Origin of the sequence: Pseudoxanthobacter soli DSM 19599 (assembly GCF_900148505.1) — a bacterium.
GTDB lineage: Bacteria > Pseudomonadota > Alphaproteobacteria > Rhizobiales > Segnochrobactraceae > Pseudoxanthobacter > Pseudoxanthobacter soli.
This window is the reverse complement of record NZ_FRXO01000005.1, coordinates 362,279-387,783: the sequence shown is the minus strand read 5'-3', so window position 1 is coordinate 387,783 and position 25,505 is coordinate 362,279. Positions and strand designations below refer to the sequence as shown.

The 25,505-nt window shown below is 69.1% G+C and carries 15 protein-coding genes; 2 read left to right on the top strand and 13 right to left on the bottom strand.

The features are described from left to right. Nucleotides 1-4 precede the first annotated feature (4 nt). The 4 genes from BUF17_RS14505 to BUF17_RS14490 all read right to left on the bottom strand — a co-directional run bounded on the left by BUF17_RS14505 (nucleotide 5) and on the right by BUF17_RS14490 (nucleotide 7,196). The gene (locus BUF17_RS14505) at nucleotides 5-1,978 is read right to left on the bottom strand and encodes an ABC transporter substrate-binding protein (RefSeq protein WP_084564689.1); all 1,974 of its coding nucleotides are present in this window, start codon (nucleotides 1,976-1,978) and stop codon (nucleotides 5-7) included. Continuing rightward, nucleotides 1,975-3,876, bottom strand: a complete 1,902-nt coding sequence (locus BUF17_RS14500) for an ABC transporter ATP-binding protein (protein ID WP_210215450.1) — start codon at nucleotides 3,874-3,876, stop codon at nucleotides 1,975-1,977. The genes BUF17_RS14505 and BUF17_RS14500 overlap by 4 nt, the downstream gene beginning before the upstream one ends. Nucleotides 3,877-4,184: 308 nt before the next feature. Continuing rightward, on the bottom strand, nucleotides 4,185-6,116 hold the full coding sequence (locus tag BUF17_RS14495) for an adenylate/guanylate cyclase domain-containing protein (RefSeq protein WP_073629865.1): 1,932 nt from the start codon (nucleotides 6,114-6,116) through the stop codon (nucleotides 4,185-4,187). A gap of 138 nt (nucleotides 6,117-6,254) precedes the next feature. After that, nucleotides 6,255-7,196 carry a DMT family transporter gene (locus tag BUF17_RS14490; protein ID WP_073629863.1) on the bottom strand — a complete coding sequence of 314 codons (942 nt, stop codon included), beginning with the start codon at nucleotides 7,194-7,196 and terminating at the stop codon, nucleotides 6,255-6,257. A 255-nt stretch (nucleotides 7,197-7,451) separates the two neighbouring features. On the opposite strand from BUF17_RS14490, the gene pepN reads away from it, so the two are divergent. Then, the gene (pepN, locus tag BUF17_RS14485; RefSeq protein WP_073629861.1) at nucleotides 7,452-10,094 is read left to right on the top strand and encodes an aminopeptidase N; all 2,643 of its coding nucleotides are present in this window, start codon (nucleotides 7,452-7,454) and stop codon (nucleotides 10,092-10,094) included. A 208-nt stretch (nucleotides 10,095-10,302) separates the two neighbouring features. Then, nucleotides 10,303-12,840: a PAS domain-containing sensor histidine kinase gene (locus tag BUF17_RS14480; protein WP_073629859.1), complete on the top strand. Its 2,538-nt coding sequence runs from the start codon at nucleotides 10,303-10,305 to the stop codon at nucleotides 12,838-12,840. A 72-nt stretch (nucleotides 12,841-12,912) separates the two neighbouring features. Here the strand turns inward: BUF17_RS14480 and BUF17_RS14475 are convergent, their stop codons facing one another. From BUF17_RS14475 to BUF17_RS14435, 9 genes are all read right to left on the bottom strand, one after another. After that, complete coding sequence (locus tag BUF17_RS14475) at nucleotides 12,913-15,894, bottom strand: bifunctional [glutamine synthetase] adenylyltransferase/[glutamine synthetase]-adenylyl-L-tyrosine phosphorylase (RefSeq protein ID WP_073629857.1); 2,982 nt, start codon at nucleotides 15,892-15,894, stop codon at nucleotides 12,913-12,915. Nucleotides 15,895-15,999: 105 nt separating this feature from the next. Next, on the bottom strand, nucleotides 16,000-17,421 hold the full coding sequence (locus BUF17_RS14470; RefSeq protein WP_175563707.1) for a sensor histidine kinase: 1,422 nt from the start codon (nucleotides 17,419-17,421) through the stop codon (nucleotides 16,000-16,002). 2 nt (nucleotides 17,422-17,423) lie between these two features. Further along, nucleotides 17,424-18,113, bottom strand: a complete 690-nt coding sequence (locus BUF17_RS14465) for a winged helix-turn-helix domain-containing protein (protein WP_428977654.1) — start codon at nucleotides 18,111-18,113, stop codon at nucleotides 17,424-17,426. Between the two features lie 361 nt (nucleotides 18,114-18,474). Beyond that, nucleotides 18,475-20,019, bottom strand: coding sequence for a Do family serine endopeptidase (locus BUF17_RS14460; protein WP_084564715.1), 1,545 nt, complete (start codon nucleotides 20,017-20,019; stop codon nucleotides 18,475-18,477). A gap of 236 nt (nucleotides 20,020-20,255) precedes the next feature. Beyond that, nucleotides 20,256-20,804, bottom strand: coding sequence for a cytochrome c-type biogenesis protein (locus tag BUF17_RS14455; RefSeq protein ID WP_073629851.1), 549 nt, complete (start codon nucleotides 20,802-20,804; stop codon nucleotides 20,256-20,258). After that, a complete protein-coding gene (locus BUF17_RS14450) occupies nucleotides 20,804-22,783 on the bottom strand; it encodes a heme lyase CcmF/NrfE family subunit (protein WP_073629849.1) in 1,980 nt (659 codons plus the stop codon). Before BUF17_RS14450 ends, BUF17_RS14455 begins: the two co-directional genes overlap by 1 nt. Nucleotides 22,784-22,799: 16 nt before the next feature. Beyond that, nucleotides 22,800-23,321, bottom strand: coding sequence for a cytochrome c maturation protein CcmE (gene ccmE / locus BUF17_RS14445; protein ID WP_073629847.1), 522 nt, complete (start codon nucleotides 23,319-23,321; stop codon nucleotides 22,800-22,802). A gap of 89 nt (nucleotides 23,322-23,410) precedes the next feature. Beyond that, entirely contained in the window at nucleotides 23,411-24,526 is a 1,116-nt protein-coding gene (ccmI, locus tag BUF17_RS14440; protein WP_073629845.1) for a c-type cytochrome biogenesis protein CcmI, read from the bottom strand. A gap of 346 nt (nucleotides 24,527-24,872) precedes the next feature. Next, entirely contained in the window at nucleotides 24,873-25,451 is a 579-nt protein-coding gene (locus tag BUF17_RS14435) for an RT0821/Lpp0805 family surface protein (protein ID WP_175563706.1), read from the bottom strand. Nucleotides 25,452-25,505: the final 54 nt, after the last annotated feature.

Genomic DNA, 25,505 nt, shown 5'->3' with positions numbered 1-25,505 from the left:
AGGCTCAGTTCCGATCGGCGGTCTTGTTGTTCGTGTCGAACCAGAAGCAGTCCATGTGGTAGATGCCGAAGAACGCGCCGGGCTCGAAGCCGTAGAACGCGGTTTCGGGCACGTTCATCAGTTTGCGGGCCACCACCACCGGCTGCTTCACCGAAGCTACAATGCCGATCGAGAGCGTCTCGTCCACATGGGTGCGGATGATGGTCTTCCAGGCCGCCGTGCGTGCATCGTCGTCGCGTGCGGAGAGCCAGTCGTTATAGGCATCCATCAGCTTCTGCACCGGCGGATAGTCGATCTTCTCGCCGTTGGCGCCTTCGCTGTCGCGATAGGCGCCCCAGCCCATGCCCAGCACGAAGGAACTGTCGGACGGCACGCGCTCGGCCGGGCTCATCTCGCTCGTCGGGATGCCATTGTCGTAGCCGTTCGCGGCCATCATCACGAGGCTGCCGGCGAGCGCGCGGTTCCACATGATGTCGCGGTCAGAGCCCTTCACGAACAGGTTGACGCCGATCTCCCGCCACGTCTCGGCGACGAGCTGGAGCATGTCGACCTGTTCCTGGCTGGTTCCGTCCGCCTCGATGACGATCTGGAGCGGCTCGCCGTTCGGCAGCAGGCGGATGCCGTCGCTGCGCTTCTTCTTGAGCCCGACCTCGTCGAGCAGCCGGTTGGCCTCCGCCGGATCGTAGGTCGCCCACTTCGTGCGGAAATCCGGCTCGAACAGCTTGCTCTTCGACAGCACGGCGTTGTTCGAGGGCTCGGCAAGGCCGAAATAGAGCACGCGGTTGATCATGTCGCGGTCGATGCCGAGCGACAGCGCGCGGCGGAAGCGGGTGTCGCGCAGCAGCGTGCGCCACATCGGATCGGCCACGGTCAGGTTCGGGTAGATGGCCACCTGGTTCGAGGTGGACATCGGCCAGAGATAGGTGCGGTAGCCCGATTGCGCCTCGCCGCGCTTCAGCACCGTGATGTCCGGGAAGGACAATCCGCGCGCCTGAAGATCGGCCTCGCCCGCCTGGGTCTGGCTCGGGATCAGGCTGGCGGAGACCACGTTCATCACCACCGCGTCGGCATAGGGAAGCTGCTGACCGGTTTCATCGACGCGATGGAAATAGGGGTTGCGGCGCATGACCAGCCGGCGATCGGACGAATTTTCCGACGGCACCCACGGCTGCAGCGACGGTTCATGCGGGTCCATCGCGTCGTAGAGATTGTCCATCTTGAAGTGAAGCGCAGCCCAGGAGCGCGCCTTCTTCTTCTTGATCATCGCCGCCAGCTTGTCGGGATCGGCGTACTTGATATGGAACTGCTTCAGGTAGTGCGCCGGGCGATAGATGAAGGGGTCGCGAGCAGCCGCCAGACTCGGCAGGAACAACGCATTCGGCTTGCTCCAGCTGTAGCGCACCGTGAGATCGTCGATGACCTCGAATGTCGGCATTTCGCCGTTCACCAGCAGGAACGGCTCCGGGCCGGCAGGCGTCAGTTCCTTGTTGCCGACGATGTCCTCCCAGTAGTAGCGGAAATCCTCGGCGGTGAAGGGCTTGCCGTCCGACCACTTGTGACCGGCCCTGAGGTGCAGCGTGAAGATGCGCCCATCCTCGACATCCACGGACTTGAGGATATCCGGCACGATCTCGAGCTTTTCGTTGTAGCCGACGAGGCGGGCATATCCCCAAACCGTGATCATGCGCGCATCCTTGACGCGGCTGATCAGGGTGCGGATCGAACCGCCGGGCTTGCCGACCTTGAGGCCCATGGCCTCGAGATTGACGACCAGAGGCTCCTTCGGCAGCCGCTCGGCGAGCGGCGGAAGCTGCGGTCCCTCCGCTTCCGCCGCCGGCGCGGGATCGGAGGCGGCGCGGGCGGCGGCCGGCGGCAGGACGCCCGCCAACAGCACGCAGAGCCCGAGCGCGGACGCGAGGCGGACGGCGGACCCGAACAGGGCTGCCGGGCCGGAAAGGGCGAGACGGGCGGCGTTCATCCGGCAACCTCCAGCTGACCTGTCGCGGGGATCTGGCCGGCGATGCCCGGCGCGCAGACGAAGCGGCCCGGCCGCATTTCCACCAGCGTCGGCGGCGTGTCCGGCCCGAGGCGGAACGGCTCCGGCCATGATGCGGGATCGGACGTGCGTCCGGCGGAGAGTGCGGCGAAGTCGAGCGGATGGTCCAGGCTCGCCTCGGGCACGGCGGTCAGCAGGGCCTTTGTGTAGGGGTGGATCGGGTCCCCCACCACCTCGCGGGTGGCGCCGATCTCCACGACCCGCCCCCGGCACATCACCACCACGCGGTCGGCCATGTAGTCGATGACCGCGAGATTGTGGCTGACGAAGATGTAGGTCAGTCCGAGTTCGGACTGGAGATCCTTGAGAAGATTGAGAATCTGGGCCTGGACCGAGACGTCGAGCGCGGAGACCGGTTCGTCGCACACGATCAGGTCGGGCTTCAGCGCAAGCGCGCGCGCGATGCCGATGCGCTGGCGCTGGCCGCCGGAGAACGAATGCGGATAGCGCCGCAGGAAGCGGGGATCGAGCCCGACGAGGCGCATCAGCTCGCGCACCCTTTCGGAGCGTTCCTCCGGGCTGAGCTTCTCGTGGATGGTGAGCGGCTCGGAGATGATCTCGTTCACCGTCATGCGCGGATTGAGCGAGGAGAACGGGTCCTGGAAGATCATCTGCGCCTTGCGGCGATAGGCGAACAGGTCGCTGCCGCGCAGGTGCGCGACGTCCACCGCGCCATGACCGTCATCGAACAGGATGCGGCCGGAATCGATGTCGATGGCCCGCATCAGCGCAAGCGCGGAGGTGGTCTTGCCCGAGCCGGATTCACCGACGATGCCGAGGCATTCGCCGCGGCGCACGGTGAAATTGATGTCGTCCATCGCCCGGATCGGGCCGACGAGGCGACTGCCGCGCTTGCGCTTGGCGCCGTAGCTCTTGAACACCCGCTCGAAGGTGACGATCGGGCCGTCCGAGGTGCGCTCGCGCGTGCCGGTCTTCGCGAGGAACCCGCTGGAGGCGGGAGCGATCGGCCGGATCGGCACGAGCCGCTCCCCGGGCGCCATCTCGAAGCGGGGCACGGCCCGGAGCAGCGCCTTGAGATAGTCGTGCTGCGGCGCCCGGAAGATCTCGTCCACCGGCCCGGATTCCATGACGCGGCCGTGATAGACCACGACCACGTCGTGGGCGACGTTCGCCACCACTCCGAAATCGTGGGTGATCATCAGCACCGACATCGCCAGCTCGCGCTGCAGGTCGCGGATGAGCTTCAGGATTTCGGCCTGAATGGTCACGTCGAGCGCGGTGGTCGGCTCGTCGGCAATCAGAAGCGCTGGCCGGCAGACCAGCGCCATGGCGATCACCGCGCGCTGGCGCAGACCGCCGGAAAGCTGGAAGGGATAGGACGCCAGCGCCCGGTCGGGGTCGGGAAACTGCACCAGGCGCAGCATCTCGCGGGTGATCTCGCGGGCCTCGGCCCGGCTGCAGCCGCGATGGAGCTGCGCCGCCTCGCCGATCTGGTCGCCGACGGTGTGGAGCGGCGACAGCGACGTCATCGGCTCCTGGAACACGATGGCGATGCGATTGCCTCGGATCGCGCGCATCTTGCGGCCGGATGGCTCCAGCGCGGCGATGTCGGTCTGCCGCCCGCCCTCGTCGGGATCGTTGAACAGGATGCGGCCGGACGTGATTTTCGCCTTCTTCGGCAGAAGCCCCATGATCGCCTGGGAAATCACGGTCTTGCCGGAGCCGGACTCGCCCACCAGGGCGACGGTGCGTCCCGCCGGAACCGACAGGGAAACCCCGTCCACGGCGCGGACCAGACCCTCGTCGCCGCGGAAATCGACTGTGAGGCCCTCGATCGTCAGGACATCCACGAACGCCATCCCCTGAAGCCGGGGGCTGGCTCCGGGGGCTCGCCGCTCCCCGCACCGCCCCTCATGCCGACCCGGTCCATCCATCGCCGGACCGTTCGAGACTATGACCGCACGGCGCCGTTAAGGAAACAGGGGGGCAGGACGAATTTCGCTGTCCGAACGGCGATTTCTGGCGGCATCCGGGCCTTGCGTCCGAAAGCCGCTGGAGCGCTTTCCGATCGGACGGGAGCGCCAGACCGAGCCGGCCGCACGCAATTCAGAAGCCGGCATACATCCCGGCGCCGTGCATTTTGGCCGCGCGCCCCGCCGGCGCAGGGTCACGGCGCCGCGTGAGGCAGAATGCGGTAGACGGTGAGCGCGCCGGAGCGGCCCCTGAGCGCGGTCGCGCCGATCGCCGCACAGCGAATGCCGGGATCGGCGAGTTGGACCAGATCGCCGGTCGCCAGAACCACGGCATCCTGCGCGTCGGCGTCGGCGAGTGTCTTGCCGAACGCCTCCAGCCGTGAAGCGACGTTCACCGTATCGCCGATGGTGGTGTAGTTGACGCGCTCGGTCGCGCCGAGATTGCCGATGATCACCGGGCCGACGTGAAGCCCGATGCGGACCCGCAGCACCAGAGCGCCTTCGGCGCGGGCCTGCGCCGCGCTTTCCTCGACCGCGCGGGCGATGGCGACGGCGGCGCGGGCGGCGCGAGCGGCGTTCTCCGCAGGCGAGCCTTCGGCCCACACCGCCATCATGCCGTCGCCGAGGAACTTGTCGACGGTGCCGTTCTCCGCTTCGACGCAGGCGACCAGCGCGCTGAAATGGCGGTTCAGCAGCAGCGACACGTCCTCGGGGCTGAGTTCCTCGGAGAGCGTGGTGAAGCCGGCGAGGTCGGTGAACATGATCGCCGCGATGCGCCGCTCGGGCCGGGTCGCGGCGGCGAAGCCGAACCGCATCAGCCGGCGAACGAGCCCGCTCGGCACATAGCGCGAGAAGGCCCGCACGGCCTCCAGCATGTTGTTGAAGGCGCGCGCGCCGCTGTCGAACTCGGCGATGCGGCTCGACGGAACCTGGCGGGCGGCGTCGAGGTCGAGCGCGGCGATGCGATCGGCCTCGGTGCGAAGCTGGCCGATCGACCTTGCAATGCGCCGCGCGATCCAGAGCGCGAGCGCGATGGCGATGACGATCATCACGATGCCGGCGATGACCGATCCATAGAGGCCGCGCAGCTGGTCGAGGGTATCGGCGGACAGCATGTAGGCGCCGACGGTCCAAGGCTTCGCGCCGAACCTGTTCAGCTGGCGGGTGATGATGATGTAGGAATCCTCGCCCACCTCCACCTGGTCGATGTTGATGTCGCCGGCGACCCGGGCGAGCGTCGCGGGCTGGTCTTCATCCTCGTAGGCGACGAGCACCCGGTCGCCGATGTCGGCCGGCGTGACCCAGCCGTGGTTGCGGTTGATCGCGTCGGGGAGCTTGAGCGCCGAGCCACCGGAGTGGGCGAACACCTGCCCCTTTGAATCGAGCAGAAAGGCCGTGACGCGCGTGCCCTGCCCCAGTTCGGCGACGACGTGGCTGAGCGCTTCCGCCGTGACCGCGGCGACGACATAGCCCCCGCGCTGGCCGTCGCGGTCGAGGGGGGCGGCGACGCTGGCGACGAGGTTGCCCGCGGTGAAGCGCAGGGGCTCCCATGTCGCGCCGGCGTGCGCCGGCATCGCGGAGAGCACCTTCCGATCGCCTTCGCTGAGCGCCTCCACCGAGCCGTCGGCGAGCTTCTGGATCGCGCCGTCGTTCGACCGGTAAAACCCGACGACATCGAAATTCCGGTCGTAGATCACCGCGCCGCCGACGGACGAATTGCCGACGAGGGCGCCTTCCAGCAGCGCCAGCATCTGCCGGTCGTCCTGCCGATCCGTCTCGAAAGCGCCAGCGGCGTAAAGCGAGGCGATGTCGTTGGCGGCGAGTTCCGCCGGGGCGAGCTGGTCGGAGATGCGGCTCGACAGGAGATCCATCACCAGGATCGCCTTGTCGCGGAGCAGACTGTAGGTGTTGTTGTAGTTGCTGGTGACCGCGATCGACAGCACGATCACGAGCGAGACGAACAGCAGAAGCCCGTAGCCGCCGCCCAGCACCCAGCCGAGCGGAACGGTCCACCGAGCGGGCGCGTCGCCTCTCGACGGCGCTTCGGCACGCGCGGAGCTTCCCTCGCTGCCGGAAGGCACGACGGGCGACGCTGGCGGCGGCATCGTGGACGTTTCGCGCTTCATGCGGGCCTTGTCTCGACGCTGGACCCCTTACTTAACCCGGATCTGCGGCGCCCGCCATGGAGGCCGTTCCCGCCGCCGGCTTCGGCCCGCGCGGCATCCGCCGCCTTCATGCGCCGTCTTCTTGCCCGTCTTGTGCCCTCACCCGTCCCGGGCGGCGCGGGGATTGAGACGGCGCCAGAGGCGGCCGTCGATCGCCGCGAGGCCGGCGCCGATCAGCGCCATGCCGGCGAGATGCTCCGGCCGCAGGCGCTCGCCGAGGAAGGCAACGCCCAGCAGAATGGCGCTGACGGGAACGAGGAACGTCACCAGCACGATGTTGGTCGCGCCTGCGGTCGAGAGAATCCGGAAGAACAGCACATAGGCGAAGGCGGTCGACACCGCCGCCAGCGCCACGAGGGCCCCGAGCGCGGCCACGCTCGGCAGCGGCAGCGTCCATGGCCGGTCGACGACGAGCATGACCGGAAGCAGCATGGTGCTCGACGCGATCACCTGCCCCGCCGCCGTCGTGATCGGCGTGACGCCCATCGCCCGGAACCGTCGCCCGAAGATGCCCGCGAAGGCATAGGACACCGCCGCTCCGAGGCAGGCGAGCTGCGCCGCCAGATTGCCGCCGAGCGCGCGGAAGGCATCGGGACCGATCATCACGGCGACACCGGCGAAGCCGATGAGCACGCCCGCGAGCCGTCCTCCGCTCAGCTTCTCGTCAGTCGTCAGGAAATGCGCGAACAGCACTGTGAACAGCGGCGTCGAGGCATTCAGGATCGAGGCGACGCCGGACGCGATGAACTGCTGCCCCCAGACGATCAGCAGAAAGGGGACCGCGTTGTTGAGAAATCCCATGCCGAAGAAGGCGGCCCAGACGCGCCCGCTCGTCGGCAGCCGTTCGCCCCGTAGCCTCAGGATCACGGTGAGGATGATGGCCGCCAGTGCCACCCGCGACACCACCACCGTGAACACCGGCAACTCCTGCACGGCGACGCGGTTGAAGAAGAACGAGCCACCCCACACCACCGAGAGGATGAGCAGCATCCCCCATTCGAGCGGCGTCATGGTGCGGCGGGGCGGCGCGTTACCGGGCATTGCACGGTTTCCAGTCGAGAATCGGATGAGCTCAGACGGGACATGCCACGAAGCGGCGAGCGCCGCGACCCGATTTCGGATGCCGCGGCCCGGCGCGGCGCACGGCGGCGGCTTTGCTGGAGACAGACGCCCCATGCGGGCGACGCTCTGGTGCCGGACGCCCCAAGCGCCTAAAACCGGCCGATCCGCGGCCGTCACGGCCGCCTTGCAGCCACCGACGGCCGTGACCGGCCGTCGCCACAAGGGAAGCCCATGATGTCGCGACATGCCGGACAGGCCGTTCGCCTCGCCGACTACCAGCCGACGCTCTACGCGATCGAAACCGTCGACCTGGACTTCCTGCTCTCGCCGCATGCGACCCTCGTCACGGCGAGGCTCGCCATCGTCCCGCGTGACGGCACGGACGCCGGCGCCCCGCTCGTCCTCGACGGCGACGGCCTGACCCTCGTGTCGGTTTCCCTCGACGGCCGTCCCCTGGCGGCCGAGGCCTTCACCGCGACGCCCGACGGATTGACCGTCGCCACGCCGCCGGCTCGCCCATTCACGCTGGAAATCGTCACCGAGATCGATCCGGAAGCCAATCTGGCGCTGAGCGGGCTCTATCGCAGCCGCGGCACCTACTGCACCCAGTGCGAGGCCGAGGGCTTCCGCCGCATCACCTATTTCCTCGACCGGCCGGACGTGCTGTCGATCTACACCACCCGCATCGAGGCGCCGGTGGCCGAGGCCCCGATCCTGCTCGCCAACGGCAACCAGATCGTCTCCGGCACCTCGGCGGACGGCACCCGCCACTTCGCCGTCTGGCACGATCCCTATCCGAAGCCGAGCTACCTGTTCGCCATGGTGGCGGGCGATCTCGCCCTCGTGCGCGACGATTTCGTCACCGCCTCGGGCCGCGAGGTCGACCTTCGCATCTATGTCGAGCACGGCAACGAGGACCGCGCGACCTATGCGATGGACGCCCTGAAGCGTTCGATGCGCTGGGACGAGGAGGCGTTCGGCCGCGAATACGATCTCGATATCTTCATGATCGTTGCGGTGTCGGACTTCAACATGGGGGCGATGGAGAACAAGGGCCTCAACATCTTCAACGACAAATATGTCCTTGCCGCGCCGGAGACTGCGACCGATCAGGACTATACCGGCATCGAGGGCGTGATCGCCCACGAATATTTCCACAACTGGACGGGTAACCGCATCACCTGCCGCGACTGGTTCCAGCTCTGCCTGAAGGAAGGGCTGACCGTGTTCCGCGATCAGGAGTTCTCCTCCGACCAGCGCTCGCGCCCGGTGAAGCGGATTTCGGATGTGCGCACCCTTCGCGCCCAGCAGTTCACCGAGGATGCCGGGCCGCTCGCCCACCCGGTCCGACCAGAAATCTACCACGAAATCAACAACTTCTACACCGCGACGGTCTACGAGAAGGGCGCAGAGCTGATCCGCGCCCTGAAGACGCTCATCGGCGCCGATGCGTTCGCCCGGGGCATGGACCTCTATTTCGACCGCCACGACGGCGACGCGGCGACCATCGAGGACTTCCTCGCCTGCTTCGCCGAAGCCTCCGGCTCCGATCTCGCGCCCTTCCTGATGTGGTATCGTCAGGCCGGCACGCCGCGCGTGACCGCGCGCGGCACGTATGACGCCGAGGCCCGCCGTTTCACCCTCGATCTCGCCCAAACCTGCCCGCCGACACCCGGCCAGCCGACCAAGCTGCCCGTGCCGATCCCGGTGCGCTTCGGGCTCGTCGGGCCGAACGGGGCCGATCTCGACGTCACCGCCGTCTCCGGCGCCACGGTGAAGGACGACGTTATCCATTTGACCGAGGCCAGCCAGACCGTGGTGTTCGAGGGCGTGGCGGCACGTCCTGTGCCGTCGCTGCTGCGCGCGTTCTCGGCACCCGTGGTGCTCGACATCGATCTGCCGCTCGAGGACAGGCTGTTCCTGCTCGGTCACGACAGCGATCCGTTCAACCGCTGGGAGGCCGCTCAGGCCATCGCCACCGTTGCCCTGAAGGCCGCGGCCGCCGCGATCGCTGCAGGGGGCACGTCCCCGGAAACCGACCGCAGTTTCGTCTCCGCTCTCGGTACCGTGGCCGCCGACGAGACCCTGGACCACGCCTTCCGCGCCCTCGTGCTCCAGCTTCCGAGCGAGACCGACATCGCCCGCGAGATCGGCTCCGACGTTGACCCGACCGCCATCGCCGCGGCGCGCCGGAACATGCGCCGCGCGATCGCCGAGGCCCTCGCCGACACCTTCGCCGGCCTCTACGACCGGCTGTCGACCGCCGAGCCGTTCCGCCCCGATGCCGCCGGCGCAGGCCGGCGCGCGTTCCGCAACACCCTGCTCGACTATCTCTCGCTGGTGCCCGCGGGCGCCGGACGGATGGAGCGGCATTACGATACCGCCGACAACATGACCGATCGCCTCGCCGCCCTGACGGCGCTGGTCTTCACCGGCGCTGCCGGGGCCGAGGCCGCGCTCGCCGACTTCTACGACCGCTTCAAGGACCACCCGCTCGCGATCGACAAGTGGTTCGTGGTGCAGGCGACCGCGCCGTCGGACGACACGCTCGATACCGTTCGCCGCCTCACCGGCCATCCGGCATTCGCCTTCACCAATCCGAACCGGGTGCGCTCGCTGGTCGGCGCGTTCTCGATGGCCAACCCCGCCCAGTTCAACCGGCCGGACGGCGCGGGCTATGCCTTCCTCGCCTCCACCGCCATCGATCTCGATCCGCGCAACCCTCAGCTCGCCGCGCGCCTGCTGGGCGCGTTCCGGTCGTGGCGCACGATGGAGCCGGGCCGGCGCGCCAAGGCGGAGGTGGAGCTGCGCCGCATCGCGGCGGTGCGGCCGCTTTCGCCCGATGTGACCGATATCGTCGGCCGCTGTCTCGCGTGAGGCGCGAGCCGGCGCAACCTCAGGATTCGGCGCCAACCCCTTCCAGTTGCTCGCGGCACCCGGTGCCGCGAGCCCGTTTGCGGCCGCTCACCATTTTTTAACCATACCCTCTGGACAATGTGATTCACGTCGATTCAAATGGCCATGATTCGGGCAGTTCGAGTGCCGGATCCACCCAAGAATCAACGAATTCCACGGGGATGCTAAGATGGCGCGGGCGGACACCGCCGACGCCTCGGGGCGGCGTCGTGCGCCTTTTTCGGCGTTGAACGCGGCCTGGGCGAGACTGACGGCAACGCAGACGACCGGCCGCGCCGCACAGGGGCGCGGTACACCGGTTGCGCTCTCCGGCCATGCAGGCTTGCTGGCAGCGCCGGCCTATGCCCAGCTCGTCGCCAAGGAGCCGCTGTTCCGCCGGGCCATCCCTGTCCTGACCATTCTGTTCATCCTGGTGATGGCCGGCTATCGCTGCGCCGCGCTCGTCGCGTCGTACGAGAGCGCCGACCGCACCGCACGCGATGAACTCGCGCTGCTCGCGACCGGTGTGGCCGCCACCATCGACCACGACCGCGCCTTGAGCGCCGTGGCGAAGGCGACCGCTGCCGCGGAACTGGCGGAGAAATCGAAGGGCGGCCAGAAGAACGCCAAGGATCGCGCGGCGGAAAGCGCCGCCGCCGCGGATCAGGCCGCGATGCCGCTCGACGCCGTGCGCGCGACGCCGGCCGAGACGATCCGCGCCGCGCTTCTGGGCGTGCTGCCGAGTCGCGCGACCCTCGACGGCCGCCAGCTCATGGTCACCGACGCCGACGGCAAGATCGTCGTCACCGATCCGGTGCGGCCGGACCTCGAAGGCAAGACGCTGATCGACGTGCTCGGCGAATCCCAGCCGCTGACGACGTTCGGCGCCAAGGCCGGCGTTCTCGAACTCACCCTCGTCGACGGCACGCCCGCCTTCGCCACCGTGCACCAGCTCGCCGACGGCGGCAGCATGGTCGCCGCCGTGCAGCCGACCGACGCGGTGTTCGGCTCCTGGCGCCGCGACCTTTCCGCCAACGTCACGCTGTTCGTCTGCACCAGCGGCGTGATCCTGGTGCTGGTCTATGCCTTCTTCGCGCAATCGACCCGCGCCCGCTCGGCCGACACCATCTACGCCTCGACGCAGGTGCGCATCGATGCCGCGCTGATGCGCGGGCGCTGCGGCCTGTTCGACTGGGATCTCGCCCGGGGGCGGATGTTCTGGTCGGCCTCGATGTACGACATCCTCGGCATGGAGCCGAAGGACGACCTGCTCGGGTTCCGCGAAGTCTCCGCCCTGATCCATCCCGAGGACGGCGACCTGTTCGCCATCGCCGACGGGATGCTGACGAGCGGCGCCGGCACGCTGGACCGCATGCTGCGGATGCGCCACGCCGACGGCCGCTGGATCTGGCTGCGGATGCGCGCCGAACTCGCCGCCGAGACCGACGACACCACGCCGCACCTCATCGGCATCGCCGTCGACGTCACCGAACAGCGCGCGCTTGCCGAGCGTTCCGCGACGGCCGACATGCGCCTGCGCGACGCCATCGAGACCATCTCGGAAGCGTTCGTGCTGTGGGACGCCGACAACCGCCTGGTGATGTGCAACTCGAAATACCAGCAGCTTCACAACCTGCCGGACGAGGCCATCGCCGCCGGAGCGCCCTACCCGACCATCATGCGCTCCGCCAGCCAGCCGATCGTCACCTCCGAGATCCCCGCCGAGGGCTATCCGGAGGAGGGCTCTCGCTCCTACGAGGCGCAGCTTTCCGACGGCCGCTGGCTCCAGATCAACGAGCGGCGCACCAAGGACGGCGGCTTCGTCTCGGTTGGCACCGACATCACCGCGCTGAAGCGGCACGAGGAGCGGCTGATGGAAAGCGAGCGGCGGCTGCGCGCCACCGTCGCGGACCTGCGCCAGTCGCGCCAGAAGCTGGAGAGCCAGGCCCGCCAGCTCGTCGAGCTCGCCGAGAAATATGCCGAGGAGAAGACCCGCGCGGAGGAAGCCAACCGCGCGAAGTCGGAATTCCTCGCCAATATCAGCCACGAACTCCGCACGCCGCTGAACGCGATCATCGGCTTCTCGGAAATCATGACCCAGGGCATGTTCGGCTCGCTCGGCTCCGACAAGTACGTCGAATACTGCCAGGACATCCACCACAGCGGCAATTATCTGCTCGGCGTGATCAACGACATTCTCGACATGTCGCGGATCGAGGCCGGCCAGATCGATCTCTCGGTGGAAGCCATCGACTTGGAGGAGGTCGTTTCCGAGGCGGCGCGGATCATGTCGCCGACCGCCTCCGAGAAGGACATCGAGGTCGTCTCGGCCGTGTCGCAGCTGAAGATGAACGTCGACCGCCGTGCGATGAAGCAGATCCTCCTGAACCTGCTGTCCAACGCGGTGAAGTTCACGCCCCAGGGCGGCCGCGTGACCGTGCGGGCCCGCTCCGACCAGGACGGCATCGCCGTTTCGGTCGAGGACACCGGTATCGGCATCGCGAAGAAGGAAATCCTGCGTCTCGGCCAGCCGTTCGTGCAGGTGGAGAACCAGTTCACCAAGAGCCACAAGGGCTCGGGCCTCGGGCTCGCGATCGCCCGCTCGCTGGTGCAGCTCCACGGCGGGCGGATGGACATCCAGTCCGAAGTCGGCGTCGGCACGGTCATCACCGTGCACCTGCCGAAGGACCCGCCGCGCCGCGAGACCGTTCAGGCCTCCGCAGCCTGAGCCTTCCCTGAGAGGCGCCGCGCCGCAAGCCGCCGGGACGCACCCGTCGCCGACCTTCCCGTAGCGTCACGATCAGGAGGGCGCGGTGCCTTTGCCGACGATGCGCTCGAAGCAGGCGCGAACCTCCGCCTGCACCTCGACGAGCCGGGCCTCCAGCACGCGGATATCGGGCTCGCCGCTCGCCCGGCAGACGAGTTCCACCACGCCGCGCGGCGCCGTGTCCGGCTTGAACGGCCCCTCGACGGCGAGCCTCAGCACCTGCGTCAGAGCCTGATAGAGCCCGATCGCCGGGCAGAGCACCCGCGCTGCCTCCGGGTCGAGAATGCCGGCATGGGCGAGACGCCCGAGAGCGACGAGGGTGTTGGGCGAGGCAAGGTCGGGCCGCTCCCGCGCGTGGGCCAGCGTCAGATATTGGGCGATGAACTCGATGTCGACCATTCCGCCGGCGACCTGCTTCAGGTCCCACGGATCGCGGGTTCCCTTGTCGGCCTCGATGCGGCGGCGCATGTCCGCCACGTCGGCGGCGAGCGCCGGCCTTGTGCGCGTCAGGGCGGTGCGGATGACCTGCTCTACCCGCCCGACGAAGGCGAGATCGCCGGTGATCGGCCGCGCCCGGGTCAGTGCCATCTGCTCCCACGTCCAGGAATCGGTCGCCTGATAGACCTCGAACGCCTTGATGTGGGTCGCGAGCGGCCCGGCCTTGCCGGATGGCCGCAGGCGGAAATCCACGTCGTAGAGCGTGCCCTCGCCCGTCGGCGCCGACAGCGCCGAGACGAGCCGCTGGGTGAGGCGGATATAATACTGGCTCGGCGCCAGCGGCTTCAGCCCGTCGGTCGCGGACACGTCCTCGGGGTGGTCGTAGAGCAGGATGAGGTCGAGATCGGACGAGGCCGTCATCTCCCGCCCGCCGAGCTTGCCCATCGCGACGACCGAGACGGAGCCGCCGGGAACGCGGCCGTGGTGCTTGGCGAGTTCGTACTCGGCCGCCTTCACCAGCGAGCGCACCACGACGTCGGCGAGCGCGGCATAGGCCTCGCCGGCCTGCCCGGGCGCGATGGTGCCCGTCAGCACCCGCACCCCGATCAGGAAAGCCTGCTCCTGGCCGAAGATGCGGGCGCGGTCGAGCTCCTCCTCGTAGGAGCGGGCCTCGCCGAGGGAACGGTCGAGCCGCGCGGAAAGATCGACCTCGTTCGGCAGCGACCCAAAGAAGGCGGGATCGAGCAGGGAATCGATCACCCGCGGCCGCCTCGTGATGATGCCGGCAAGCCGCGGCGCCGAGCCCATGATGGTGGCGAGCAGGTCGAGTAGGCCCAGATTCGAGCGCAGCAGCGAGAACAGCTGGATGCCCGTCGGCAGCTGGGACAGGAACCGGTCGAAGGCGACGAATGCCGCATCCACGTTGTCGGTGCGCGCCAGCGCCTCCAGCAGCGCCGGCGTCAGCTCCGTCAGCCGCTCGCGGGCCTTGGCCGAACGGATCGCCGGGTAGCGGCCGAAATGCCAGCCGCGGATCGCCTCCGCGACCTCCACGGGATTGCGGAAGCCGAATTCCTTCAGGGTGGCGATGGTGGCGGGATCGGGCTCCGCCCCGGTGAAGACGAGGCTGCCGTGATCGGCGGCAAGCTGCGGCGCCTGCTCGAACAGGCGGCTGTAATGCCGCTGCACGGCCTGGAAATGGCCGCGCAGCACCTTCGCGAACGGATCGACCGAAGGGAAGCCGCAGAGCCGCGCGATGCGCGCGAGTTCGTCGGGGTCTTCCGGAAGCTGGTGGGTCTGCTCGTCGCGCACCATCTGGATGCGGTGCTCGACGATGCGCAGGAACACGTAGGCGCGATCGAGTTCGTCGCGCGTCGAGCGTTCGATCCAGCCGAGTTCGGCGAGCATCGCCAGCATCTCGCGGGTCGAGCGGCCGCGCAGCCGCGGCTCGCGTCCGCCGGCGATCAGCTGCTGCGTCTGCACGAAGAACTCGATCTCGCGGATGCCGCCGCGCCCGAGTTTCACGTCATGGCCGGCGATGGCGATGGCGCCGTGGCCCTTCACGGCATGAATCTGGCGCTTGATGGCGTGGACATCGGCGACGGCGGCATAGTCGAACGACTTGCGCCAGATGAACGGGCGGATTTCCGCCAGGAACGCCTCGCCCGCCTCGATGTCGCCCGCGCACGGCCGCGCCTTGATGAGCGCCGCGCGCTCCCAGTTCTGGCCGAGGCTTTCGTAATAGATCAGCGCGCCCTGCACGGAGAGCGCCAGCGGCGTCGCGCCGGGATCCGGCCGGAGGCGCAGATCGACGCGGAACACATAACCCTCCGCGGTTCGCTCCTGCATCATCCGCACCAGCCGCCGCGTCATGCGCACGAACAGCGTCCCGGCCTCGTCCCGGTCGGCGATCCTGATCCGCTCGCGGTCGAACAGCACGATGATGTCGATGTCGCTCGAATAGTTGAGTTCGAACGCCCCGTGCTTGCCCATGGCGAGGATCACGAAGCCGGATCCCGGCCCCGGGTCGGCGGGATCGACGAGGGTGAGGCGTCCCTTGTCGTGGGCTTCGACCAGCAAAAGGCGCAGGCAGGCGCCGAGGCAGGCATCGGCGAACCGCGCGAGCGCGCGCGTCACCTGCGACACCGCCCAAACGCCGCCGAGATCGCACAGCGCGACGAGCAGCGCGACTTCCTGCTTGAGAAGCCGCATGTGGCGCATCAGCGCCGCCTCGTCGGGCATCGGCTGGTCGACCGCCGCGAGCAGGCGTTCCAGCGCGTGCTCGGGCGCTTCCCCGAGCAGCCTTTCCAGCCTCTCCGGCGCGATGTGGGCGAGGTCGCGCAGGAACGGCGCATCGGAGAACACTTCGCCGAGGAAAGAACGCAGCCGCTCGTCGCGTTCGAGCGCGTCCGCGAGTCCGGGCGCGCCCGTACGGCGTGCCGCCAGCGCGAGGTCGTTCGCCGCCGCCGCAGAGGCCCCCGGTTCGGAGGGAAGCTCGATGGCGAACCGCGCGGCGAGGGCACCATGATCGCCCGCGCGTCCCCCAACATGTCCCGGCGTCTCTTGTTGTTCTTCCGCCATCACTCTCGCCTTCCGGACGCGGCGGCCTGAAGGCCGCCCGGCTCCTGTGTCCGCGAGTTCCGGCGCGGGATCAAGCCCCGCAGGCCCGGTCGGGGCGGATGGCCGCTACGCCGACGGCAGCCGGAGCGTGACGATGAGGCCGGGTGCGGCGTCGCCGAGCACGAGCGTGCCCTTGTGCAGCCCCGCGACGGCCTGGACGAGGCTGAGTCCGAGCCCGGAGCCCGGCGCGCTTCGGCTCGCCTCAAGCCGCACGAAGCGGCGCACGATGCGGCTCTGGTCGCCTTCGGGCACCCCCGGGCCGTTGTCGGCGACCGAGATCAGCGCCGCCCCGTCCTCGCGGCGGGAGGAGACGCGGATGCAGGCTTCAACGCCGGGTTCGGCCGGGCGGCCATATTTCATGGCGTTGTCGATGAGGTTGATGACGGCCTGCGCGATCAGCTCGCGGCTGCCCATCACCGTGGCGCTTTCAGCCGATTCGACCTCGAGGCGGACGCCGGCATCTTCGGCGAGCGGCTCATAGAGTTCGGCGGCATCGCGCACGATCTCGGCGACGTCCACCGGCTCCGGCGCCACCCCGGCGGACCCGGCCTCGACGCGCGCGATGCGCAGCAGCGCCTCGAAGGTGCGGATCAGGCCGTCGGATTCCTCGATGGTGCCTTCGAGCGCCTCGCGGTAGAGCGCCTCCGACGGCGGCATCCGCAAGGCGTCCTCGACCCGCGCCCGCAGCCGCGTCAGCGGCGTCCGCAGGTCGTGGGCGATGTTGTCGGAAACCTCCTTGAAGCCGCGCATCAGTTGCTCGATGCGCTCCAGCATGGCGTTGAGGCTTTCCGCCAGCCGGTCGAACTCGTCTCCCGACCCGTCCACCGTAAGCCGCCCCGTCAGGTCGCCGTCCATGATGCGACGGCTGGTCTCCGCCATCGCCTCGATCCGCCTCAGCACCCGGTGCTGCACGAAGAACCAGGTCACGAAGCCGAGCAGCAGGAACACGCCCGCCGAGATCCAGCGGGCCTCGTTGACGACCTGGCTCAGATGGTCCCGCTCCGCGAGGTCGCGCCCGACCAGAAGCCGGAACCCGCCCGGAAGCACGAACACACGCACCAGTGCCGAGGTGTCCTGGCGCGCCTTCTCGGGCGCGTCGTCACCTTCGAGGCGCACATAGTGCACCGGGCGCGCGATGCCATCCGCCGAATCGAGCACCGACGACGGCACATCCGCGACGTTTCCGGCGATGCGGTTGCCCGCGAAATCGGTCAGGAGATAGAGGCTGGCACCCGGAGACCGCGACCGCGCATCGATAACGCGCACCAGCCGCACTACGCCACCGGCGCGGTATTGCTCGGAGAGGCCCTGCAGCTCGGCCTCGATGGTATCCTGCATCTGCCGGCTGATGAGTTCGTTGGTGTTGTAGCCGAGATAGCCGATCAGGAAGACCGCGAGTGCGGCGAACACCACCAGATAGATGACGGCGAGCCTGAACGCCGTGGTGCGGAAAAAACGGCCGCCGCCGCCGAGGCCGTCACGGAACACGGTCAGCGGATCCCGTCGCGCAGCATGTATCCGGCACCGCGCACGGTGTGCAGCAGCTGGCGCTCGAAGCCCTTGTCGATCTTCGACCGCAGCCGCGAGACGTGAACGTCGATCACGTTGGTCTGCGGATCGAAGTGATAATCCCACACGTTCTCCAGCAGCATGGTGCGGGTCACCACCTGGCCGGCATTCTTCATCAGGTATTCGAGCAGGCGGAACTCGCGCGGCTGCAGCGGAATGTCCTGCCCGGCGCGGCTCACGGTGTGGGACAGCCGGTCGAGCTCCAGCTCGCCGACCCGATAGATCATCTCGTTGTCGCCGGAACGGCGGCGGCGGCCGAGTGCCTCGACGCGCGCCAGAAGCTCCGTGAAGGCGAATGGCTTGGTGAGATAGTCGTCGCCGCCCGCCCGCAGGCCCTGGACGCGGTCGTCGACCTGTCCGAGCGCGGAGAGGATCAGCGCGGGCGTCTGGTCGCCGCGGCGGCGCATGTCCTCGATGATGGAAAGGCCGTCCCGGAAGGGCAGCATGCGATCGACGACGATGACGTCGTAGCCGCCGGCCTCAACGGAAGCGGCCCCGACTTCGCCGTCTGCGGCGTGCTCGGCGACGTGCCCGGCTTCACGCAAGCCGCGCATCAGGAAAGCCGCCGAATCCTTGTCGTCTTCGATGAGGAGTACCCGCATGGGCGCCATCATACCGCATGCGCGCTCGACGGAAACTGCCTCGCGCAGGGAAAGCACGCTCAATCCAAGGCTATTGGGATCGAATCTCGTGTCGACGGACCAAAATGGCGACGCACGCATCTCACGCACTCCACGCCCTGGGGGCCGGTTTCAGGCCACGGTGGAGGGACCGGCGGAAATACCAGAGGCGACAGGACGATTTACGCCGTCCTGTCGCCCCTTCGGTACTGGATCGGCGGGGGCGACGGGAGCCTCACCAGTACCGGATTCTGACCCTTGCGAGCCTTGTGTCGCGGCGCCCCGCGATGCGGGGTCCGCCTCAGCCCCGGCGCATCCGCCCCGGGGCCATATCCTCACGCGTCCCTGGCCGTCAGGCCTTGGCGATCGGCAGCGCCACGAAGCGCAGCTGGCTGCCCTGCTTCAGCTGCAGCAGCACCGCCTTGCGGCCGTCGGCCTTGGCGGCCTCGATGCTGGCCGCAACGTCCTTGGCATCGCCGACCGGCTTGCCGCCGGCGGCCACGATCACGTCGCCGACCTGCACGCCCTTGTCGGCGGCCGGACCGTCGGGATCGATCTTCACCACCGCGACGCCCTTCTCGTCCTTGCCGACCGCAGAGGCCGGTGCGACGGTCAGACCGAGCTGGCCGACCTCGGACGAGCTGTCCTGCGGCGAGGCATCGTCGGCCATGGCCTGCTGCTGCTTGGTCGGCAGCTTGCCGAGCTTGACGGCGACTTCCTCGGACTTGCCGCCGCGCCACACGTCGACTTTCACCGTGGTGCCCGGCTCGTAACCGGCGATCACCTTGGCGAGTTCGCGCGGCGAGGCGACCGGCTTGCCGTCGACCGCCAGAATGGCATCGCCGGACTTGATGCCGGAGGCGACCGCCGGGCTGTCGGACTGGGCCTCGGCAACGAGCGCACCCTTGTCGGACTTCAGGCCGAGGCTGTCGGCGATGTCGTCCGTGATCGGCTGGATCTGCACGCCGAGCCAGCCGCGGGTGACGACGCCCTTCGTCTTCAGCGTCGAGACGATCTGGCTGACCGTCTCGGCGGGAATGTCGAAGCCGATGCCGACGGAGCCGCCGGTCGGCGAGTAGATCGCCGTGTTCATGCCGACGACGTCGCCCTTCAGGTTGAAGGTCGGACCGCCGGAATTGCCCTTGTTGATCGGCGCGTCGATCTGGATGAAGTCGTCGTAGGGACCCGAGCCGATGTCGCGGCCGCGCGCCGAGACGATGCCCGCCGTCACCGTTCCGCCGAGGCCGAACGGATTGCCGACCGCGATCACCCAGTCGCCGACGCGCACATCGCTGTCGGCGAACTTCACGAACGGGAAGTCGTGGTCGCCGGAAATCTTCAGAAGCGCGACGTCGGTCTTCTCGTCGGTGCCGATGACCTTGGCGCTGTAGTCCTTTCCGTCGTTGGTGGTGACCGTCACCTCGGTCGCCTTGTCGACGACGTGGTTGTTGGTCACGACATAGCCGTCGGACGAGATGATGAAGCCGGAGCCCTGCCCCATCACCATCTCGTGGGGCGCACGCTTGCCGGCACCGGGAGCACCCTGGCCTTCCCCGCCGGGGATCTGGCCGAAGCGCTTGAAGAATTCGAACGGAATGCCGCCGGGGCCGCTGCCCTGGTCGTCGTCCTGGCCGCCGTTGAAGCTCGACATCTGCGGCCCGGCATCCGCCTTCACGCGGATCGAGACCACCGCCGGCTGCACCGCCGCGACGACGTCGGCGAAGCTCGGCATCTGCGTCGCGGCATTGGCGGGCACGTTCACCGCCGCCGCGAAGGCGGGCGTCGCGATCCCGCCGGCGACGCTGCCGACGAGCGCGAGAGAAAGCGCGCCGGCCGTCAGCAGCGAGCTGCGGCGACGACGCATGACACCGGAATTGGACGAGGACGTCTTGGCCATGGGCGTCTCGTGGAGGTGCATCGGCGTGGCTTCCTTACAAATAGATCTGATCAGCTACGGGGCGCGCCGCCCAGCCCGGTCCCGTGGGAACGAGTCATGACACCGGCCGCCTTACGGCAGCCTGTCCGCGACATGAAAGTTTGTTAATGAAGCCGGCTTCCCGCCGGGCGGAGCCGCGTGCCCGGAGCCACGCCTGCCGGAGACTACACCCGCCGGAGACTATACCCTGCCGGCGGCTACGCGGCCGGGTCCCGCGCCGGCCGCCCGCGATCCGGATCCGGCACCGGCGGAGCGGCTTGCCCGCTCGCCAGCAGGCGGTCGATGTCCGCCTGTTCGTCGGCGCTCAGCGGCGCCGCGTCCCCCCGCGCGCCGCGCCGGCGGAGCACCCGCCACGCCAGCAGAAGACCCGCGACCAGCGCCAGCGGCGGCGTCGCCCACAGCAGCACGGTCTGCGGCGTCAGCCGGGGCTTGAGCAGCACGAACTCGCCATAGCGCGCGACCAGGAAGTCGATGACCTGGCGGTCGCTGTCGCCGGCCTCGAGCCGCTCGCGGACGAGCACCCGGAGATCGCGCGCCAGCGACGCCTCGGAATCGTCGATCGATTCGTTCTGGCAGACGAGGCAGCGCAGTTGCGCCGTCAGCGCCCGCGCGCGCGCTTCGAGCGCCGGATCGGCCAGCATCTCGTCGGGCTGCACCGCATGGACCGGCGTCGGCGCGACCGCGACGCCGCATGTGCCCGCTGCAGTCGCAACGGCGAGCAGCACGGCGGCGAGAGCACGGCGCATCAGGGCCGCGCTCCGGCGATGGCAGCGCGGGCTGGCCGCGGCACGCCCACGCGCAGCCTGCGGTCGGCGAGCGACAAGGCCGCGCCCGCGGCCATCACCACCGCGCCGAGCCAGATCAGCGTGACCAGCGGCTTGTAGAAGGCGTGAACCGCGAAGCTGCCGTCCGCACCGGCATCGCCGAGGGTGACGTAGACCTGCGATCCCCAGCGGGTGGCAATCGCCGATTCCGTCGTCGGCGTCTGCCGCACGATGTAGAAGCGCTTCGCCGGCTTCATCTCGGCGACGACCACGCCGGCCGAGCGCAGCGTGAAGTGCGCCACGCTGGCACGGAAGCCGGCGCCTTCCTCGTCGCTCGCGCCGTCATAGGTCAGCGTGTAGCCGGCGAGATCGACGGTCTCGCCCGGCTTCATCGTCGCGATGTGCTCCACCTGAAACGAGGTCGCCGCCACCATGCCGAGCACGCTGAGGCCGAGGCCGAGATGGCCGAGCGCCGTGCCGAACGCCGACCACGGCAGCCCGGCGAGCCGCCGCGCCGCCGCGCCGGCCGAACGCGCGCCGCGCGACGCCCGCCACACGGGCTCGCTCACCGCGCCGGCGATCAGCCACGCCGCGAGGCCGAGCCCCAGCGCCGGCAGAACGCCGTTCGCGCCGGTCGCCCACGCGGCCACGGCGACGGTCGCGACCGCGATCAGCGCCGCCGCGAGCAGCCGCTGCGCGACGCCGGCGAGATCCGCCCGCTTCCACGACAGGAACGGCCCGACCGGCACGGCCAGCAGCGCCGGGATCATCAGCGGCACGAACGTCATGTTGAAGAACGGCGCGCCCACGGAAATCTTCGCGCCCGTCAGCGCGTCGAGCGCCAGCGGATAGAGCGTGCCGACGAACACCGTCGCGCAGGCGGCCGTCAGGAACACATTGTTCAGGACGAGCGCGCCCTCCCGGCTCACCGGCGCGAACAGCCCGCCCTGCCGCAGGATCGGCGCCCGCCACGCATAGAGCGACAGCGACCCGCCGATGAACGCCACGAGGATGCCGAGGATGAACACGCCGCGCGCCGGATCGGTCGCGAAGGCATGGACCGATGTCAGCACGCCCGAGCGCACCAGGAAAGTGCCGAGCAGCGACAGCGAGAAGGTCAGGATGGCAAGCAGCACCGTCCAGACCTTGAGCGCGTCGCGCTTCTCCATCACCAGCGCCGAATGGATCAGCGCGGTGCCGGCGAGCCACGGCATGAACGAGGCGTTCTCCACCGGGTCCCAGAACCACCAGCCGCCCCAGCCGAGCTCGTAATAGGCCCAGTAGGAGCCCATCGCGATGCCGAGCGTCAGGAACACCCAGGCGGTCAGCACCCAAGGCCGCACCCAGCGCGCCCACGCGGCATCGATGCGGCCTTCGATCAGCGCCGCAACCGCGAACGAGAACGACACCGACATGCCGACATAGCCGAGATAGAGCAGCGGCGGGTGGATCGCGAGGCCGATGTCCTGCAGCACCGGGTTAAGGTCCTGCCCCTCGAACGGCGGCGGCACGGCGCGCACGAACGGATCGGACGTCATCAGGATGAACGACAGGAACGCCGTCACGATCCAGGCCTGCACGGCGAGCACCGTCGCGCGCAGCGTTTGTGGCAGCCCGCCGCCGAACGCCGCGACGAGGCCGCCGAACAGCACCAGGATCAGCACCCACAAGAGCATCGAGCCTTCGTGGTTGCCCCAGACGCCGGTGATCTTGAACAGCATCGGCTTGGCGGAATGGGAATTCTCGACGACGTTCACCACCGAGAAATCGGAGCGGACATAGGCGAGCACCAGCGCGGCGAAGGCGATCGCCACGAAACCGAGCATGGCGCCCGCGACCGGACCTGCGACGGCCATCAGCCGCTCGTCCCGCCGCCGCGCGCCCCAGAGCGGCACGACGGACTGGATCAGCGCCAGCGCCAGCGCAAGAACGAGGGCGAAGTGGCCGGTTTCCGTGATCATCGGCAGGTCCCGCCGCTCATGGCGTCGACTGGGCCACCGGGCGGCCCTTCATCATCTGCTCCTTGGGCATCTGCTCCTTGGCCGGCACCAGCGCGGACGTCTCCGTGGAGCCCTCCTCCCAGACGCCGCGTGCCTTCAGGGCCTCCACGACCTCGCGGGGCATATAGCGCTCGTCGTGCTTGGCGAGCACGGTGTCGGCGTGGAAGACCCCGTCCGTGCCGATGCTGCCTTCGGCGACCACGCCCTGCCCCTCGCGGAACAGGTCCGGCAGCAGTCCGCTATAGGTCACGAGAATGGTGTGCGCGGTATCGGTGACGACGAAATCGACCCGCTTGCCGGCCTTCACCACGCTGCCCTCTTCCACGAGGCCGCCGAGACGGATGCGGGTGCCGGGCTCGATGTGCTGCTCGGCGATGTCGGTCGGTGAACGGAAGAACACGATCTCGCCGCTCAGCGCGAACAGCACGAGCCCGATGGCCGCCGAAAGCACGACGCCGCAAAGCGCGATGAGGCTAAGCCGTCTCTGTTTCCGCGTCATTCCGCTCTACCGGCCGGGAGGATCCGCCGCCCCGACCGCCTCCCTGCTTATGTTCTTATTCGAGAGGGGCGCCGTTTGCACGCCCCACCTCAGGGCCGGAGGCCGAGGCTCGCGGCGAGTTCATCGAACGCCTTGGCTTGCGCCGGGAGCGCCGCCTTCGCCCGTTCGACGGCCCGCTTCGCGTCGTCGGGCCGTTTCAGCACCGCATAGGCGCGGATCAGCCGGCTCCATTCTTCGGGCGTGCCGCCCTGCGTGGCAAGCCGCTGGTCGAGGCCGGAGACCATGCCCTCGATCGCCGCCCGCTGCGCCTCGGGCGCCATTTCTGCAATCGCCTCCCCGCCAGCCGGAATGCCGCCGCCCGGCGGTGACGGCGCGCCGCCCTCCAGCAAAGCGAGCTGTTCGCGTGCGGCCTCGGCCCAGGGTTCGTCGCCGCGGCTGTCGGCCAGAAGCGCCTTCCAGGCCGTGATGGCCGCATCCCGCTCGCCGGCCTGCGACAGCGACAGCGCGAGATAGAACCGCGGCTTCACCGCCTTCGGATCGCCCGAACGCGCCGCGTTGAACGCCTGCCGCGCCGCTTCCGTCACGATGCCGCCGGCCTCCGCCACCAGCGCTTCGCCGAGGCCCGCTTCCAGCGCGGGCGTCGTGCCGGTCAGGCGGATGGCGTTGCGATAGGCCGTCGCCGCCTCGCCGGCCCGGCCGAGGCGCAGATAGATCGGTGCGATCACCGTCCATCCGCGGCCGTCCTCCGGCTGGCTCGCCAGCCGCGCCTCCACGCGCGCGACGAGCGCATCCATGTCGCCCTCTTCGACCGCGCGCGAGGCAAGCGGCTCGTCCGGCATCTCCGGCCGCCCGATCGCGGCATAGAAGGCCAGGGCCATGGTAGGAAGGCCGAGGGCGACCGCGAGCGCCGCCACCTTGAGGCGCCGTCTCGCGCCGGCCTCCGCACCTTCCGTTCGCCCCGGCCGTCCCGGATCGCGCGCGGCCCGAAGCAGCCTCCGGCCGATCTCCGCCTTCGCCGCACCGGCCTCCGGCTCGGCAATCAGCCCCCGCGCAAGATCCCGGTCGATTTCGGCAAGCTGGCTACCATAGACCGCGATGTCAGCGGCGGACGCGTCGCTGCCGCGCGCGCCGCCGGCCCGCGCAAGCGGAACCAGCACGGCCAGCGCCGCAAGCACCGTCATGACCGCGAACAGGATCCAGATCACCTGCGAACACCCGGGCGGCTCGATTCCGGATCGCTCGATCCAGATCCGCTCATGCCAGCCGCCTTCGATCTGCCAGCCGCCTTCGATCTACGGTCATCCGATCCGCTGCCTGTCCGGCTGAAACCCGTCCTGCCCATCACGCGCCTCTTGAGGCGGCCAGCGGGGATCTGCCGGCCGGTGTGCGCTTCATGTTCATGCTGCGACCCGCGGCCGGCGAACGGCAAGCCGTCGCCATCTTTCGTCGGCGAATCGTCCCTGCAATGTGGCGTGGATGGTGCGCCAGACGATGGCGACAGGTTGTCACGCTCGCGCGCGACACGCCCGCGCAACGCAGACGTGATCGCTGTCAGGTCAGCGGACGCCAGGTGCCGTCCTCGCCCCGGCAGGCCCGGCCGCGCAAGGTCAGCGACTGGCCGTCCGCATAGATCGTGTGCGTGTAATCGCGGCATTCCTGGTTGTTCACGACATAGGTCGGGCCGGGCACCACCACGCCGTAGAAGTCGGTGTCCGGGTTCTTCCAGGTCACCGGCGCCCCGGTCTTGGAGAGTTCGAGGGCCTCGATCTCCGCCTTCGCCGCTGCCTTGCGGTCGGTGTCGCCGAGCGCGCGCGCCACGGTTCCGTCCATCGGCAGCGCCGCGGCGAAAGCCACCGCGGCCGGATCGGACAGGGCGTCGTCCGCCGCCGGTGTAGGCTGCGGCGTCGCTTGCAGGAAATTCAAATTGGTCGTGCTGCAGCCGCCGAGCACCGAGAGAAAGACCACCACCGAAACGGCGTGCGGAGCCCTTGCCGCCCGGCCTCTGCCGCAGCACGGCGCCGCGCGGCCGGACATCGGCCCGACGACGGCTGCCGCATCGGGCTCGAAAGCCCGCGCATGACCCTGCCGTGCGGATCGCATCGACCCGAACGGCATATGCCTCAGCATCATCGCCCGCTTCATCGCTACAACACCCGGAAGGCCGCTCGGCGGCCGGCACCCGCT

Coding starts and splice junctions, on each gene's coding strand:
- BUF17_RS14500 (WP_210215450.1), bottom strand. CDS start 3,876: ATGGCGTTCGTGGATGTCCTGACGATCGAGGGCCTCACAGTCGATTTC.
- ccmE (WP_073629847.1), bottom strand. CDS start 23,321: ATGACGCGGAAACAGAGACGGCTTAGCCTCATCGCGCTTTGCGGCGTC.
- BUF17_RS14450 (WP_073629849.1), bottom strand. CDS start 22,783: ATGATCACGGAAACCGGCCACTTCGCCCTCGTTCTTGCGCTGGCGCTG.
- BUF17_RS14490 (WP_073629863.1), bottom strand. CDS start 7,196: ATGCCCGGTAACGCGCCGCCCCGCCGCACCATGACGCCGCTCGAATGG.
- pepN (WP_073629861.1), top strand. CDS start 7,452: ATGTCGCGACATGCCGGACAGGCCGTTCGCCTCGCCGACTACCAGCCG.
- BUF17_RS14465 (WP_428977654.1), bottom strand. CDS start 18,113: ATGGCGCCCATGCGGGTACTCCTCATCGAAGACGACAAGGATTCGGCG.
- BUF17_RS14460 (WP_084564715.1), bottom strand. CDS start 20,019: ATGGCCAAGACGTCCTCGTCCAATTCCGGTGTCATGCGTCGTCGCCGC.
- BUF17_RS14435 (WP_175563706.1), bottom strand. CDS start 25,451: ATGATGCTGAGGCATATGCCGTTCGGGTCGATGCGATCCGCACGGCAG.
- BUF17_RS14475 (WP_073629857.1), bottom strand. CDS start 15,894: ATGGCGGAAGAACAACAAGAGACGCCGGGACATGTTGGGGGACGCGCG.
- BUF17_RS14480 (WP_073629859.1), top strand. CDS start 10,303: ATGGCGCGGGCGGACACCGCCGACGCCTCGGGGCGGCGTCGTGCGCCT.
- BUF17_RS14505 (WP_084564689.1), bottom strand. CDS start 1,978: ATGAACGCCGCCCGTCTCGCCCTTTCCGGCCCGGCAGCCCTGTTCGGG.
- BUF17_RS14495 (WP_073629865.1), bottom strand. CDS start 6,116: ATGAAGCGCGAAACGTCCACGATGCCGCCGCCAGCGTCGCCCGTCGTG.
- BUF17_RS14455 (WP_073629851.1), bottom strand. CDS start 20,804: ATGCGCCGTGCTCTCGCCGCCGTGCTGCTCGCCGTTGCGACTGCAGCG.